Source organism: Streptomyces sp. NPDC093544 (assembly GCF_040683495.1).
GTDB lineage: Bacteria > Actinomycetota > Actinomycetes > Streptomycetales > Streptomycetaceae > Streptomyces.
In genome coordinates this window covers 107,299-121,431 of the sequence record NZ_JBFBEA010000009.1, presented here as the reverse complement: position 1 = coordinate 121,431, position 14,133 = coordinate 107,299, and the positions used below count along the sequence as shown (strand labels likewise).

At 67.7% G+C, this 14,133-nt stretch carries 12 protein-coding genes, 1 pseudogene and 1 riboswitch; of the genes and pseudogenes, 5 read left to right on the top strand and 8 right to left on the bottom strand.

Annotated features, from left to right (window positions below; genetic code table 11):
• Window positions 1-68: 68 nt before the first annotated feature.
• The 5 genes and pseudogenes from AB0N66_RS15600 to AB0N66_RS15580 all read right to left on the bottom strand — a co-directional run bounded on the left by AB0N66_RS15600 (window position 69) and on the right by AB0N66_RS15580 (window position 3,694).
• Window positions 69-1,628, bottom strand: a complete 1,560-nt coding sequence (locus AB0N66_RS15600) for a DEAD/DEAH box helicase (RefSeq protein WP_365433978.1) — start codon at window positions 1,626-1,628, stop codon at window positions 69-71.
• Window positions 1,629-1,912: 284 nt separating this feature from the next.
• Window positions 1,913-2,116, bottom strand: coding sequence for a cold-shock protein (locus AB0N66_RS15595; RefSeq protein ID WP_126388790.1), 204 nt, complete (start codon window positions 2,114-2,116; stop codon window positions 1,913-1,915).
• A gap of 347 nt (window positions 2,117-2,463) precedes the next feature.
• The gene (locus tag AB0N66_RS15590; protein ID WP_365434502.1) at window positions 2,464-3,081 is read right to left on the bottom strand and encodes a DinB family protein; all 618 of its coding nucleotides are present in this window, start codon (window positions 3,079-3,081) and stop codon (window positions 2,464-2,466) included.
• Window positions 3,082-3,083: 2 nt separating this feature from the next.
• Window positions 3,084-3,434 (bottom strand): annotated as a pseudogene (locus AB0N66_RS15585) (transcriptional regulator); the annotation flags it as partial.
• Between the two features lie 98 nt (window positions 3,435-3,532).
• Window positions 3,533-3,694 carry a hypothetical protein gene (locus AB0N66_RS15580; RefSeq protein WP_365433973.1) on the bottom strand — a complete coding sequence of 54 codons (162 nt, stop codon included), beginning with the start codon at window positions 3,692-3,694 and terminating at the stop codon, window positions 3,533-3,535.
• A 495-nt stretch (window positions 3,695-4,189) separates the two neighbouring features.
• Between AB0N66_RS15580 and AB0N66_RS15575 the strand changes: the two genes are divergently transcribed.
• Window positions 4,190-5,263 (top strand): lipocalin-like domain-containing protein, encoded by a 1,074-nt coding sequence (locus AB0N66_RS15575; protein ID WP_365433970.1) that lies wholly within the window; start codon window positions 4,190-4,192, stop codon window positions 5,261-5,263.
• A 205-nt stretch (window positions 5,264-5,468) separates the two neighbouring features.
• Here AB0N66_RS15575 and AB0N66_RS15570 read toward each other — a convergent pair whose 3' ends face one another.
• The 3 genes from AB0N66_RS15570 to AB0N66_RS15560 form a co-directional block, all read right to left on the bottom strand.
• Entirely contained in the window at window positions 5,469-6,065 is a 597-nt protein-coding gene (locus AB0N66_RS15570; RefSeq protein WP_365433967.1) for a dihydrofolate reductase family protein, read from the bottom strand.
• Between the two features lie 30 nt (window positions 6,066-6,095).
• A complete protein-coding gene (locus AB0N66_RS15565; protein WP_365433964.1) occupies window positions 6,096-6,887 on the bottom strand; it encodes a class I SAM-dependent methyltransferase in 792 nt (263 codons plus the stop codon).
• Between the two features lie 150 nt (window positions 6,888-7,037).
• Window positions 7,038-7,787 (bottom strand): YoaK family protein, encoded by a 750-nt coding sequence (locus tag AB0N66_RS15560; protein ID WP_365433961.1) that lies wholly within the window; start codon window positions 7,785-7,787, stop codon window positions 7,038-7,040.
• Between the two features lie 463 nt (window positions 7,788-8,250).
• Window positions 8,251-8,360: riboswitch (SAM riboswitch) on the top strand.
• Window positions 8,361-8,730: 370 nt separating this feature from the next.
• Between AB0N66_RS15560 and AB0N66_RS15555 the strand changes: the two genes are divergently transcribed.
• From AB0N66_RS15555 to AB0N66_RS15540, 4 genes are all read left to right on the top strand, one after another.
• Entirely contained in the window at window positions 8,731-10,353 is a 1,623-nt protein-coding gene (locus AB0N66_RS15555; RefSeq protein WP_365433958.1) for an ABC transporter substrate-binding protein, read from the top strand.
• A gap of 62 nt (window positions 10,354-10,415) precedes the next feature.
• A complete protein-coding gene (locus tag AB0N66_RS15550; protein WP_365433955.1) occupies window positions 10,416-11,375 on the top strand; it encodes an ABC transporter permease in 960 nt (319 codons plus the stop codon).
• A complete protein-coding gene (locus AB0N66_RS15545) occupies window positions 11,372-12,298 on the top strand; it encodes an ABC transporter permease (protein ID WP_365433952.1) in 927 nt (308 codons plus the stop codon). Before AB0N66_RS15550 ends, AB0N66_RS15545 begins: the two co-directional genes overlap by 4 nt.
• The gene (locus AB0N66_RS15540; protein ID WP_365433949.1) at window positions 12,280-14,103 is read left to right on the top strand and encodes an ABC transporter ATP-binding protein; all 1,824 of its coding nucleotides are present in this window, start codon (window positions 12,280-12,282) and stop codon (window positions 14,101-14,103) included. Before AB0N66_RS15545 ends, AB0N66_RS15540 begins: the two co-directional genes overlap by 19 nt.
• The last annotated feature ends 30 nt before the right edge of the window (window positions 14,104-14,133 follow it).

The following is a 14,133-nucleotide window of genomic DNA, read 5'->3' as shown; positions in this document are numbered from 1 at the left end:
GGAGCAAGGCCGGACAACACTGATCGCCGCCCGGCCGGGCCGATGCACCCGGTCAGCCCGCGCTCGGACTACGCGCCCCGACGGACCCGAGCGGCCTTTCGCGCCTCGGCTGTCTGGCGGGCCTCGGCGGCCCTGCGGGACTCGCCACTGACGCGACCCGCCCTGCCCGGGAGGGTGCCCATGCCACGGAAGGGGGCTCCGCCGCGCTTGGGCCGCTCCGTGACCGTCCCGCTGCTGCCACTGCCGCTGCCGCTGCCACCGATGGGAACACCGGAGGGTGCCTGGGCACCGGTGATGCGGCTCAGCTCGGCTTCGCCTGAGCGGATCTGGGTGATCTGCGGCCTGATACCGGCGTCGGACATCACGCGGGTCATGTCACGTCGTTGGTTGGGCGTCACCAGGGTGACGACACTGCCGGACTCGCCGGCGCGCGCCGTACGGCCGCCGCGGTGCAGGTAGTCCTTGTGGTCGCTGGGCGGGTCGACGTTGACGACGAGATCGAGGTCGTCGACATGGATACCGCGAGCGGCGACGTTGGTGGCCACCAGCACCGTGACGTGGCCGGTCTTGAACTGTGCGAGTGTGCGGGTGCGTTGGGGCTGCGACTTACCACCGTGCAGTGCCGAGGCCTTTACGCCGCTGTGCAGCAGGTGCTTGGTGAACTGGTCGACGGCGTGCTTGGTGTCCAGGAACATGAGCACGCGGCCGTCGCGGGCGGCGATCTCGGTGGCGGTGGCGAACTTGTCGGCGCCGTGCACGTACAGGACGTGATGTTCCATCGTGGTGACCGCGCCCTCCGACGGGTCGACCGAGTGGACCACCGGGTCATGCAGGTACTTACGGACCAGAAGGTCGATGTTGCGGTCCAGCGTGGCCGAGAACAGCATGCGCTGGCCGCCGGGGCGTACCTGGTCGAGCAGTTCGGTGACCTGAGGCATGAAGCCCATGTCGGCCATCTGGTCGGCTTCGTCCAGGACGGTGATGCTCACCCGGTCCAGGCGGCAGTCCCTGCGCTCGATGAGATCCATGAGGCGGCCCGGAGTCGCGACGACGACCTCCGCCCCTGTACGCAGTGCCCCCGCCTGCCTGCCGATCGACATTCCGCCGACCACGGTGGCCATCCGCAGCTTCAGCAGCCGGGCGTACGGGGTGAGCGCATCGGTGACCTGCTGGGCGAGTTCGCGGGTGGGGACCAGGATCAGGGCCAGCGGCTTCTTGGCCTCGGCACGCTGTCCGGCCGTACGCACCAGGAGCCCAAGGCCGAAGGCGAGCGTCTTGCCCGATCCGGTACGCCCACGGCCCAGGACGTCGCGGCCTGCGAGGGAGTTCGGCAGGGTGGCGGCCTGGATCGGGAACGGTTCGTGCACTCCGAGGTCGGTGAGTGCCTTCAACAACTCGGCGGGCAGGTCCAGTTCGCTGAAAGCCGCAACCGCGGGGAGCCCCGGGGTGATGGTCACCGGCAGCGCGAACTCTCCCTGCGGCGCGGACGGACGGCGTCCGTTGCCACCTGAGCGGGCACCGGGGCGATCCTGGCCCTGCGGTCGGAGGCGGGCCCCTCGGTCGGAACCGGCGAAGCCGTCCTTACGGGTCTTGGAGTAACGGTCGTTCGTGCGAGCTGAGCGGTTCATGGAGAACCTTCCTCGATATGGCACGCATCGAGGAATTCCCGGCACTCATAGCCGAATGAATTGCAAGCACGAGCCGAATGTAAGACCAAAAAAATAGCCGGTCGCACCGGCACGGTAAGTAGCAGCCGCCGGAATCGGAGTTTCCCGAATCCACTGATCTCGACTTACCGGATCGCAGGGCCGCGAGCAAGCCAACACCGCATGTCCGGCAAACCCTGCAAAAAGCAACAAGCTGGGACCCCACCGCAAGGGTGGGGGTCCCAGCTGCCTCAGACGCTTCAGCGTCAGGCGGGAGTGATGTTCTCCGCCTGGGGGCCCTTCTGGCCCTGCGTGATGTCGAAGTTCACCTTCTGGCCTTCCTGGAGCTCGCGGAAGCCCTGGGCGGCGATGTTCGAGTAGTGGGCGAAGACGTCCGGGCCTCCGCCGTCCTGCTCAATGAAACCGAAACCCTTTTCCGCGTTGAACCACTTAACCGTACCGGTAGCCATGTCAAATCTCCTTCGAGGCCATGCCCAGGGGTTCGCACTGTGTGAACCCCCGCGTCGCCGAGATGAACCCCGTCCGATAAAAAGCACCGGAAATACAAAAATGCCCGACGAAATTAATTCGTCTAAGGCACTTGAAGTCAACGGGAACCACAACTGCAACTGGATCAAGCCTAGCACGATGCACCGGCCCGGGCACGGCACGCACTACTTTCCTGCCACGCCGCCAGGCCCGCGCGCTCCGCGGATTCCTGAACCTCCAGGTACGGAAATCGGCTCCGGCGGATCACGGCGCCCGGCCGTGACGCGGCGACGAGCGGCCTACGCGCCGCGTCCCTGCCCGGCCGGAGTCAGTGCTGTCGTGCGCGATGGAGGTCGCGGATCAGGGCGATCTCAGCTCCGTGGTGCAGCAGTTCCTGGTTGACCCACCAGACGATGTCGATGAACGGTTCGTCCGCGTCGCTGCCGTGTGGATACGTGCAGTGCCCCACGGTGTCGAGTGCGGCGTCGTCGGCGGTCAGCAGCGCCGTCCGCCAGGCGGTGGCGCCGGCGTCGAATGCTGCGACCGCGTCCACGACGTCCCCGTCGACGAGGTAGTCGTCCCGGGTCAGCACGTGGTCGCCGTTCGTGTGGTCGGCGCGCAGGGTCAGCATTTCGCTGAGGTGGCTCAGACGCCAGGCGATCGTGGTGAAGGGCGGCGGCCAGGGGTGCGGATAGGGTGCCGCGTCGCGTCCCCAGGCGCCGCTGCCTGCGAGGAGCGCCGCACGCGGCCCGGGTCCGTCGATATGCCGCCGCACCGACCAGCAACTCGGCACCGGCTCCCAGAAGAACTCCTCGCCGGTGAGGGGACCGACCTTGGTGTCCGTCCCATCACCACTGTCCATGACGGGTCCTGTCATACGGCCGAGGAGCCGCTCCTGAGCGAAGTCGAACTGTTCCAGCAACGGGGCCAGCCGGGGCGGGATCACGGTCACTGGACACTCCTTCGCGCGTCGGCGGCTGCCGGATCAGTGTCCCTGCCGACGGTGTAGGTGTCCTTGATCTTCACTTCGGAGACGCCGCGGCCCTCAGGGAAGACACTGCGCCAGTCTCCGCTCACATGCAGCTCGTCGGTGCCCATCGCGCGGACCACCATGAGCCCCTCGTCGTACGCCTTGTAGGCCTTCATCCAGAGGTTGGCGAAGGCCTGGGAGCGGATCAGGTGCATCCAGTCCGGGCGGTACAACTCCCGGTTGTAGTTCGACTCCCCCATCGTGGAGACGAACTTCGAGTACATCGCCTTCACGTACTCGACCGTCACCTCGTCCTCTTTCACGATCGCCCCGTCCCGAATTCCGACAGCCCGCGGATGCATAAGAGCACCAGCCACCCACCTCATCCCCCAAGGGGTCCATTCGCTCACTAAATCGGTGCAATCGGTCAGCTGCGGGGCTCGGAGCTCCAGGACTCCGGCCCGACGCCTCGCCAGTCGATGAGCGGCGACGCCGCGGCGGCCGCCGGGTCCATGTCCAGGCCCGCACGGCGCAGGAACTCGGAGAGGTCTTCAAGGCTGTACGCCACCCCTAGGCTCTCGCCGTTCACGCGAACTCGGCGACCGCCCTTCGGCGAGGGCGGAGCCACGGTCACAGGCAATGGTGCGGACATCGGCGCAGCCTCGTTCGTACGGTTTGGTCACGGTTCCGGATGATCGCGTCGGGCTCTGATCCGGGTGCTGGTTGCGGTCGGCACGCTCCCTCACTGCGGCGCGCGGCATCGAGCCTCCTTGGTGCGCCATGCCGTAATTCAATCATGTGTTCGATTTCTAGCGCACGTCAGCTGCGTCCGCCGTCGGGGGCGGGGGTGGGGAGTCGCAACACGGCGCCCTCATGCACCCCTGATACCTCTGTTTGTGGAGCCGTGATCGGTCGGACCGATCACCCTCTCCACCAGCGCCGACGCCTCAGGACTACGCCGAACGTGGACGGGCCACGGGAAAGGGTCATCGTCGGCATCGGATGAGCCGATACCAACCGTGAACTCGCAACACGACTGCAGAAGGAAAGGGAGGCGACGATGTCTCGCACCGAGGATTGCCGCATGGCGGATCGGCCGGCCGACTACCAGCGTCTGGGGCTCGCCAAGGACGAGATCGCGCCCTGGGAGGACGGCTTCCGCTCGCGCCCCGGGGGCCCAGGCACCTTCGAGTGGTGGTACTTCGACTGTGTCCTCGACGACGGATCCACCCTGGTGATCAACTTCATGATCAAGGACTTCCGGGTCGGCAAGGGCGTCAACCAGCCGCCCGCACCGGTGGTCACCATCGAGCTAGACCGGCCGGACGGCACCCACATCGAACGGACCTCGCCGGAGCATCCGGACGACCACGACTTCGCCACCGACCGGTGCGACGTCCGTATCGGCGACAACCGCATCACCGGCGACCTGCACACCTACCGCATCCACGCGGACATCGACGGCGTCGTCGCCGACATCACCCTCACCGGACAGGTCCCCTCCTGGCGGCCGGAGACCGGGCACATCACGTTCGGCGAGGAAAAGCAGAAATACTTCGCCTGGCTGCCCTCCGTCCCTCAGGGCCGGGTCGAGGCCACCCTCACCATCGACGGCACGACCGAGACCCGGACGGGCACCGGCTATCACGACCACAACTGGGGCGACGCCGAGATGGCCCGCCTCATGCACCACTGGTACTGGGCGCGCGCCGAGGCAGGCGACTACGCCGTGATCGCCTCCTACATCACCGCCGAGAAAAAGTACGGCTCCGCGGAAGTCCCCATCTTCATGCTCGCCAAGAACGGCAAGATCCTCGCCGACCAGGCCAACCTGGTCCGCTTCACCAAGTCAGACGAACACCCCGACCCCATCACCGGGAAGCCGGTCGCCAACACCATCGTGTTCGACTACGAGGCCACCCCCGAGAGCGGCGAAGGTTTCCGGGTCACCTTCCACCGCGAGAACACCATCGTTCAGAACCGCATGATCGAAACCCTCAAGGGGCCGAAGCGGCTCCTCGCCCGGCTCGCCGGATTCAACGGCGCCTACATGCGCTTCACCGGCCAAGTAACCGTCGAGCACTTCACAAACGGCGAGGCAGTAGACAGCGTAAGCGCACCGGCTCTGTGGGAACTCATGTACTTCGGAAAGCACTGAGGCGGGGTACTGCTGTCGGGTGCCGGGCTGGTTGGCGCGTTCCTCGTCGGTGTCCGGCCGCGCGCGCCGGACACCGCGGCCGAGCGATGCCCGGCGTACGGCTGGAGACGCGGCCGGCAGCAGACCGGCGGGGTCGACCCGTCCTCGGCCTGGAGTGTGACCCCTCTCCGGTGATGACGGTGATGACTACATGGCGCCTCCCGGCCTACCCCCTGACGACCGGGCGGTAGGTGCACACGTTCACGCCCGTGCCGCTGGTGACGGTCGAGACCAGTTCGAGCGTGCGCAGCACACCGTCGCCGGGGAAGATCGACTTACCTCCGCCGAGGATCACCGGCATGATCATGAGCCGGAGTTCGTCGACCAAGCCCTCGCGCAGGAGGGTGCGTACGAGTGTGGGACTCCCCATGACCAACAGGTCGCCGCTGTCCGTCTCGCGCAGCTTGCGGATGTGGGCGACGGCTTCATCGCCGGGGACGCGCCTGGTGTTGGTCCACGTCAGATCGTCATCACCCAGCGTTCGGGAAACCACGTACTTCGGGATGCCGTTCATCCGGTCGGCGAACGGATCGCCGCCACGTTCGGGCCACGCCGCGGCCATCGACTGCCACGTGCGGCGTCCGAACAACAGCGCGTCGGCCTTGTTCAGTGCGTCGGCGAAGGCGCCGCCCACCACCTCCGGATCGAAGAACGGGTGAGTCCAACCGCCGTGAGCGAAGCCACCCTCGATGTCCTCATCGGGTCCACCCGGTGCCTGTACTACGCCGTCCAGGCTCATGAATTCGCTGATCACTATGCGCACGGGACTCGCTCCTCTTCCTCACGCCAGGGGTTACGGCAGTGGAGACTGCCGCGCCGTTGGAAAGTCATCGCGCCCTTCCGCATCACCTGTCGCCTCCGCACGAGGGCTCTCCGAACGGGGGCGGTAGTACGACGCGACGGTCGGCTGGCCGGTGTAGTTGGGGCCGGCGTGGGGGTCGGCGCCGAGGTAGGTGAAGGGCAAGGCGATGCGGCGGCCGCCCCGCAGGCTGAGGCGGTGGTGACGGGCCGAGTAATGGAAACCGGCAGCACGCAGCGCGGCCAGGACCGGCCGGGAAGCGTCACCGCCGTCGGGCCGCCGCAGCGTCGAAGGGTCGAGGTGGGCGACCAGCAGGCCGGTGCCGGTGAGCCAGGAGGCGGCCCGTTCCAGGAGGGCGAGCCGGTCGCCGATGTAGTGCAGTCCGTGGACGCAGGTGACCAGGTCGTAGCGGCGCCCTGGGGACCAACGGCCGAGGTCCGCGGTGATGAGTTCGAGGCCGTCGGGCAGCGCTGTCCGCAGCCGCGGGCCCACCAGGTCCACGCCGGTCAACGCGGCTTGCGGGAGTCGCTGGGCTGCTTCGCGGAGGGCCAACCCTTCTCCGCTGCACAGGTCCAGCCAGGACGGCACGGAGCCATGGTCGCTGTCGCTGCCGTTCAGGAACTCTGTGGGGGCGAAGCCGAGTTCGCGGGTGTAGCTGTTGACGCCTGTCAGAACCCGTCCGCGGTTCATGGTGCTGTTGGCCACGACGGAATGGTCGGTCAGCTCGTCGTCCTTGATCAACCGGGGCGGCGGCTGGGCTGTTGTCCGCGAAGTGCCGTCGATCATCGCACCATTGTGCGGTACGGCCGACCGTTGCGGGCGGGCCCGGGGGAACGGGAAGTAGTCGGACCCCCGCCACCGTGCCGATCGGCCCGAGCCGGGACGGCCATCGCGTCGGCCGTATCGACACGGTGGAGGGGATCCGCTCGTCGGGCGCTATCGCGCGGGCTTCTGCTTCATCGCCACGGAGGCGATCACGATGACGAGTGCGATCACGACCACTGGCAGCACCGGCGCGTAGGTGTGCGCGTGGCTGAGCATCCAGTCTCCGACGAAGGCGCCGGCCACCATGCCCACCAGGACCCCGGTCAGGCGGCGCGCCGCGGCGGGCTTGAGAGTCCAGGTCGAGATACCGGAGATCCAGCTGATGAAGGTGGCCGTAGCCGCCGTGGTGGAGATGCCCGGCACATGGAGCGACCGAACGGCATTCATCTGCAGGCCCATCGCAAAGGCGTTGAGGGCGACCAGAATGTTGGACACAAGGCTCGACGGAGACGTCGCCATCCACACGACGAGGAAACCGACCTGCGCCACCGTCGCGACGCAGAGCGCGATGGAGACACGACGCGGCCATGCTTCGAAGACCTCGGAGTCCTCCATCTCTTGGTCGCCGTTGAACGCGGTCAGGATCCGAGTTGCCAGCGCGGCCCCCACGGCGAACGCGGCAAGTGAAATCACCACGCGAACGGGATCCGGGCCGGCAGGCGGCCTCGTGCCGGCTACTCCAAGGCCGAGAAACACCAGGTTTCCGGTCTGGAACGCCGTGAAGACCTTCCCGAAGGAGAGAAAGCAGATCGCTTCGAAGACGCCTGACGAGAACGCCAGAGCGACAAGCAGCCGGTCTCGAATCGCCAATAGTTCTGGCGCCGCGTAAGCGGCGGCCAGGTCCACACGCCGGTCATCCACGGGCTCGGCTCCCCTGTCGCCGCGGACCGGCAAAGTCGGGGGGACGGGTTGAATGTCCCGAGAACGTTCGAGTCGGGCCCGCCGGCCGTGGGTGTTTTGAAGGCTGCTCCATTGCATGCCTTTCCCTCCAAGCGCCCAGAGTCAGGAACTCGCCCCGACTAGTTGCTAGGTACACATTTATCTCCTGCGTTCAGGATGTGACCACATCTGGGGTAAAGCCACATATTTGGGCGAAACCATACCCAGATTTCAGGAAAAATCTAGGAAGGCCATCCGGATCGATAAAACAGCCAGTGCGGGCGACTTCTTGAGTCAGGGCGCCTCGGGCCCCGGCCGGCACCTGGTCAGGCGAGTTCGGCCAGCCGTTCCCGAGCCCTGCGCGGTTCGATCCGTCCTGCCGAGCGTTGTCCAACTCCCCTGTCGCCATTGACGGATCATGGCGACGCTCGTTAACGTTTCAAGCGGCATTGAGTGTTAGCGTCAAGCCCTGGCTCGCTGACCGGCAACCCTCCACCGCGGTGGGGTGCTCCAGGTGAAAGCCCGGCAGGGTCACCGACCCCGCAAGCGCGTGGCCCGTTGATCGGGCCTGAGATGGGGAGGACCAGCGTGCGGCACAGCAGTGATCTGAGTGCCTCGATCGCGGCCGCTGCGGTGTTCTCCGGTTTGTCGCGCCGTCGCCACATCGACCTGCAGCTCTTCACCAGCTGTCTGTGTCACGGCTGATTGCGTCCTTGCCTCCCGCCGTCCTGAGTGACGTTCGCCGACGGCTTTGACACCCGCAGGCAACTCCCCGCGGGCTCCCACAGCGCTGTCGGAGCCCGCGGCGCTGTCACGCCTTCGTCGGCACCCTTCCCCTTTGGCACCTTCCGAGCATTTCCGCCACGCATCGCCCTGGTCCGCACAGGCACGTGCGCGGTGACTTTGGAGTAGGAGAACCCATTCCGTGATATCGCGTCCGGATTCCCGACCTACCCGGTGGGCGGCACTCGCCGCACTTGTGACAAGCAGCCTCCTGCTGAGCGCCTGCACGTCGAGCAGCAGCGACAGCTCGACCAGCGACAGCGGCCCGGCCAAGTCCGGTGGCACCCTGACCTTCGCGGTGGGTTCCGACGTGGGCTGCGTGGATCCGCAGCAAGTGAGCAGCAACGAGACCATTTACTCCCTGCGCCAGATCGTGGACTCCCTGACCGACCAGGATCCCAAGACCGGCAAGATCGTGCCGTGGCTGGCGAAGAGCTGGGACATCAGCTCCGACGCGACCACGTTCACCTTCCACCTGCGATCGGGTGTCACCTTCAGCGACGGGACACCGCTGACCGCGCAGGTGGTCAAGGACAACTTCGACGCGGTGCCGAAGCTCGGCGCCCTGGGGACGCTGGCCCAGGGGTACTTGAGCGGCGTGGACAGCACCACCGCGGTCGATCCGCTCACGGTGCGGGTCAAGTTCCAGCAGCCGAACGCGCAGTTCCTCCAGGCCACGTCGACGCACTCACTGGGTATCGAGTCGTCGGCTAGCGCGAAGCGGAGCCCGCAGGAGAAGTGCAGCAAGGGTGTGGTCGGGTCCGGGCCGTTCACGCTGCAGAGCTACGTGCAGAACCAGGCGATCACCTTGACCAAGCGCAGCAAGTACGCCTGGGGTTCGTCGCTGTGGACCAAACAGGGCGAGGCGTACCTGGACAAGCTGGTGTTCAAGGTGGTGCCCGAATCGGGCGTGCGCACCGGCAGCCTGCAGTCCGGTCAGGTGGACGCGATCAGCAGCGTCGGCAAGGCCGACGAGGCGGCACTCACGGGCGGCCAGGTGAACCTGCAACGGCGGGCCAATCCCGGTGCGGTGTTCAACCTGGCGCTGAACAACTCACGCCCGCTGCTGAAGGACGCGAAGGTGCGTCAGGCACTCCTGTTCGCCATCGACCGGCAGCAGATCGTCGACACCGTGTACCCGACCGGCACCAGGCCGGCGACCAGCATCCTGGCGTACACCACACCGGACTACGCGGACCAGGGCTCCGACCTGGCCTTCGACGCGGCGAAGGCGAAGTCCCTGCTGGACTCGGCCGGTTGGAAGGTCGACAGTGACGGCATCAGGTCGAAGAACGGCACCAAGCTCAGCCTGACCGTCAGGTGGTTCGCGAACGCGGCCACCAACCAGCCGGCGCTGGAGCTGATCCAGCAGCAGTTCAAGGCCGTCGGAGTCGACGTGGTGCTCAAGGAGACGCAGACCTCCCAGTTGGCCACGGTGCTGCAGTCCGGCGACTTCGACGCGTCGTGGGGCAACCTGACCCGCGCCGACCCGGACATCCTGCGCACCCAGTACTCCACCAAGCTGGCCAACCTCTACCACCTGCCGACGGGCCCGCTGGACACGGTGCTGACCCAGCAGGCGGCAACGGCCGACGCGGCCAAGCGGAAGGAACTGGTCGGCCAGGCACAGCAGTTGATCGTGCAGAACGCCTACGTCATTCCCGTGGTGGAGCTGCAGACCCAGCTGGGGGTGGCGAAGAAGGTGCACAACCTCAACTTCGATGCCTCCAGCCGGATCCAGCTGCACGACACCTGGATCGGCTAGCCACCGGTGGATGCGCGACGGAGCGTCCGATCGGGTCGTCGGCAGCAGGAGGTGAGCAGGGAATGCGTCGCTATGTGATCAAGCGTCTCGCACAGGCACTCGGGGTGCTCTGGGCGGCCTACACGGTGTCGTTCTTCATACTGAACTATCTGCCCGGTGATCCGGTCTCGGCGATGGCCGGCGCCGGAGCGGACTCGGGCCAGATCGATCCGGCGCAGATCGCCGCACTGCGGCATGAGTACGGCTTCGACAAACCGGTGCTGGTGCAGTACGCCGACCATCTCGGCAACGCGGTGCGCGGTGATTTCGGAAACGCGGTCTCCACCGGTCGGCCGGTGACCTCGACGCTGGCCGACGCGCTGCCGCAGACGCTGCAGTTGACCGGAGCGGCCCTGCTGCTCGCGGTGGTCTTCGGTGGCGGTCTGGCGGCGCTGGCGACCTACACCACGCAGCGGTGGTTGCGGCAGCTGTTGCTGTCGCTGCCACCACTGGGGGTGTCGGTACCGACGTTCTGGGTCGGGCTGGTGCTCGTCGAGCTGTTCTCCTTCCGGGCGCGATGGTTCCCCGCGTTCGGCAACGACGGGCTGCCTGGCCTGGTACTGCCGGCGGTGACGCTCGCGATCCCGACCGGCGCCCTGGTCTCGCAGGTGCTGGCCAAGAGCCTGCTCACGGCGCTGGATCAGGCCTATGTGGAGACCGCGCGGGCCAAGGGCGCGAGCCGACTGCGCATTCACCTGCGGCACGCGCTGCGCAACGCGTCGCTGCCGGCGTTGACGATCGTCGGGCTGTTGGCCGGGCAACTCATCGCAGGCTCGGTGGTCGTCGAGACGGTGTTCTCCCGCGACGGCCTTGGCCGGGTTACGGCCGCGGCGGTCACGGCCCAGGACATCCCGCTGGTCCAGGGGGTGGTGGTGTTCGGAGCCCTGATCTTCGTGGTGGCCAACCTCCTCGTCGATCTCGTCTATCCGCTGCTGGACCCGCGGATCGTGGTGGCCTCGAACAGGAAGGTGCGGCCCGCATGAGCGAGACCCTTGTCGAGGATGCCACCGCCGGTGCCGCGCTCGGCCTGGCACTACCGGTCGAGCCGGACATCGACCCCGGCCCGGCGCGCGGGTTCGAACCCAGGCGCGTGGCCCGGTTCCTCCTTCTGCGACCCGGCCTGCTGGTATCGGTCCTCGCGGTGGTACTCGTAGTACTGGCCGCGTTCTGGCCGGGGCTGTTCACCTCGCAGGACCCACTGCAGGGGGTGCCGTCGCAGAACTTCCAGGGCCCGAGCGGCGCGCACTGGTTCGGCACCGACGAACTGGGACGTGACCTGTTCTCCCGGGTGGTGCACGGTGCGCAGCTGTCGTTGAAGGCGACGCTGATCGCAGTGGGCGTCGCCTTCCTGGTCGGCGGCCTGCTGGGCCTGGTCGCCGGGTTCGTGGGCCGTTGGGTCGAGGACGTGGTGATGCGCTTCGTCGACGTATTGCTGTCGATCCCGGCGCTGTTCCTGTCACTGGCCCTGGTCACCGCCCTCGGTTATGGAACGGTGAAGGTCGCGGTCGCGGTCGGGATCGCCAGCGTCGCCGGCTTCGCACGAGTGATGCGTGCGGAAGTGCTGCGGGTGCGGCAGGCGGTCTTCGTCGAGGCGTCCCGCTCCTGCGGGGCCCGCTGGTACTCGGTCCTTGGCCGGCATGTGCTGCCCAACGCGATGGGCCCGGTGATCGTGCTGGCCACTCTGGAGTTCGGCACCGCCGTCCTGGCCGTCTCGTCACTGAGCTTCCTCGGTTACGGAGCGCCGCCACCGGCGCCGGAATGGGGCACGTTGATCTCCGACGGACGCAACTACCTGGGCAACGCATGGTGGCTCACCGCGCTGCCCGGGCTGGTGATCGCCGCGACGGTGCTGGCCACCAACCGCATCGCACGCGCGCTGGACGGCGAATGGTCCCGGCAGCGATGACCGGCCCGCTGACGAACGAACCCGAGACGGATGAAGCCGTGACGAACCATGCCGCCACGAACGAGGTCGTGACCACCGAAGCGACCGCCACCGACCCGAGCGGTGGAAGGGAACCGCTGCTGGAGGTGCGGGACCTGTCGGTGTCGTACCGCACCCGCGGCGGCACCGTACAGGCCGTGCAGGGCGTGGATCTCGACGTGTGGCCGGGCGAAGTCACCGCAGTGGTCGGCGAGTCCGGATCCGGCAAGAGCACGACCGCGCATGCGATCATCCGGCTCCTCGCGGCGAACGGCGGCATCGACGCCGGTACCGTCCGCTTCGGCCGGCACGACCTCACCTCGCTGTCGGAACGGGAGCTGCGCACGGTGCGCGGCGCGGGGATCGGGCTCGTGCCGCAGGACCCGTCGGTGTCACTCAACCCGGTCAAACGCATCGGTGAGCAGGTCGCCGAAGTGCTGCGCATCCACCAGCTGGCGACGCGACGCTCCGCGCCGTTGGACGCGATCGCCGTCCTGGACCTGGCCGGGCTGCCCGACGCGGCCACCCGCGCCCGGCAGTACCCGCACGAACTGTCCGGCGGGATGCGGCAACGGGCCCTGATCGCCATCGCCATCGCCGCCAAACCAAAGTTGATCATCGCCGACGAGCCGACCAGCGCGCTGGACGTCACCGTGCAACGGGTCATCCTCGACCACCTGCAGCACCTCACCGAAGCGACCGGCACCGGGGTACTGCTGGTGACCCATGACCTCGGCGTCGCCGCCGACCGTGCCCGGCGGATCGTGGTCATGTCGCAGGGACGGGTCGTCGAGACCGGTCCGACCCGCGACATCCTCGAGAACCCGCAGCACGACTACACCCGTCGACTGCTGGCCAGCGCTCCGAGCCTCACCACCGCACGCCCCCGAGCCACGGTCGCGGGCCCACCCCCCACAGCCGAGAAGGAAGCGCCGCTGGTCGAGATACGCAACGTGGTCAAAGAGTTCCAGCTGCCCCACGCCGCGGGCTCGGCCCGCACACTGCGCGCGGTCGACGACGTCAGCTTCACCCTCCACCGCGGGCGGACACTGGCACTGGTCGGCGAATCCGGCTCCGGGAAGTCCACCACCGCCCGACTGGTGCTCCGCCTGGCCGACCCGACCGCCGGGCGCATCCTGTTCGACGGCGCCGATGTCACCACCGCCCGCGGAGCACAGGCCAGGCAGCTACGCCGCCGGGCGCAGCTCATCTACCAGAACCCGTACGCCTCGTTGGACCCGAGGTTCTCCATCGGCGAGGTGATCACCGAGCCACTGCGCGCGTTCAAGGTCGGTGACCGCGCCTCCCGGCTGGCCCGGGCCAGAGATCTCCTCGACCGGGTGGCGCTGCCCGCCTCGGTCCTTGGCCGCCGCCCGGCGGAGCTGTCCGGCGGGCAGCGGCAGCGCGTCGCGATCGCCCGCGCCCTCGCACTGTCGCCGGACCTGGTGGTCTGCGACGAACCGGTGTCCGCACTCGACGTCTCCGTCCAGGCCCAGGTCCTCGACCTGCTCGCCGAACTGCAGGCCGACACCGGAGTGGCGTACCTGTTCATCTCGCACGACCTGGCCGTCGTACGCCAGATCGCGCATCAGGTCGCCGTCATGCGCGCCGGCCGCATAGTCGAGGCAGGTACCAGCGAGGAACTGTTCACCCGCCCCGGCCACGACTACACCCGGGAACTGCTCGCGGCGATCCCCGGCGGTCGGCATGCCTCGGCCGGCGCTGCCGGAAAGCCCTCGGACGGGAGCGAGTCCGCTGACCTGGTCGCCCCGGAGGTGAGCCGGTGACACCTCCGGACAGCAGAGTAATGAGGACCG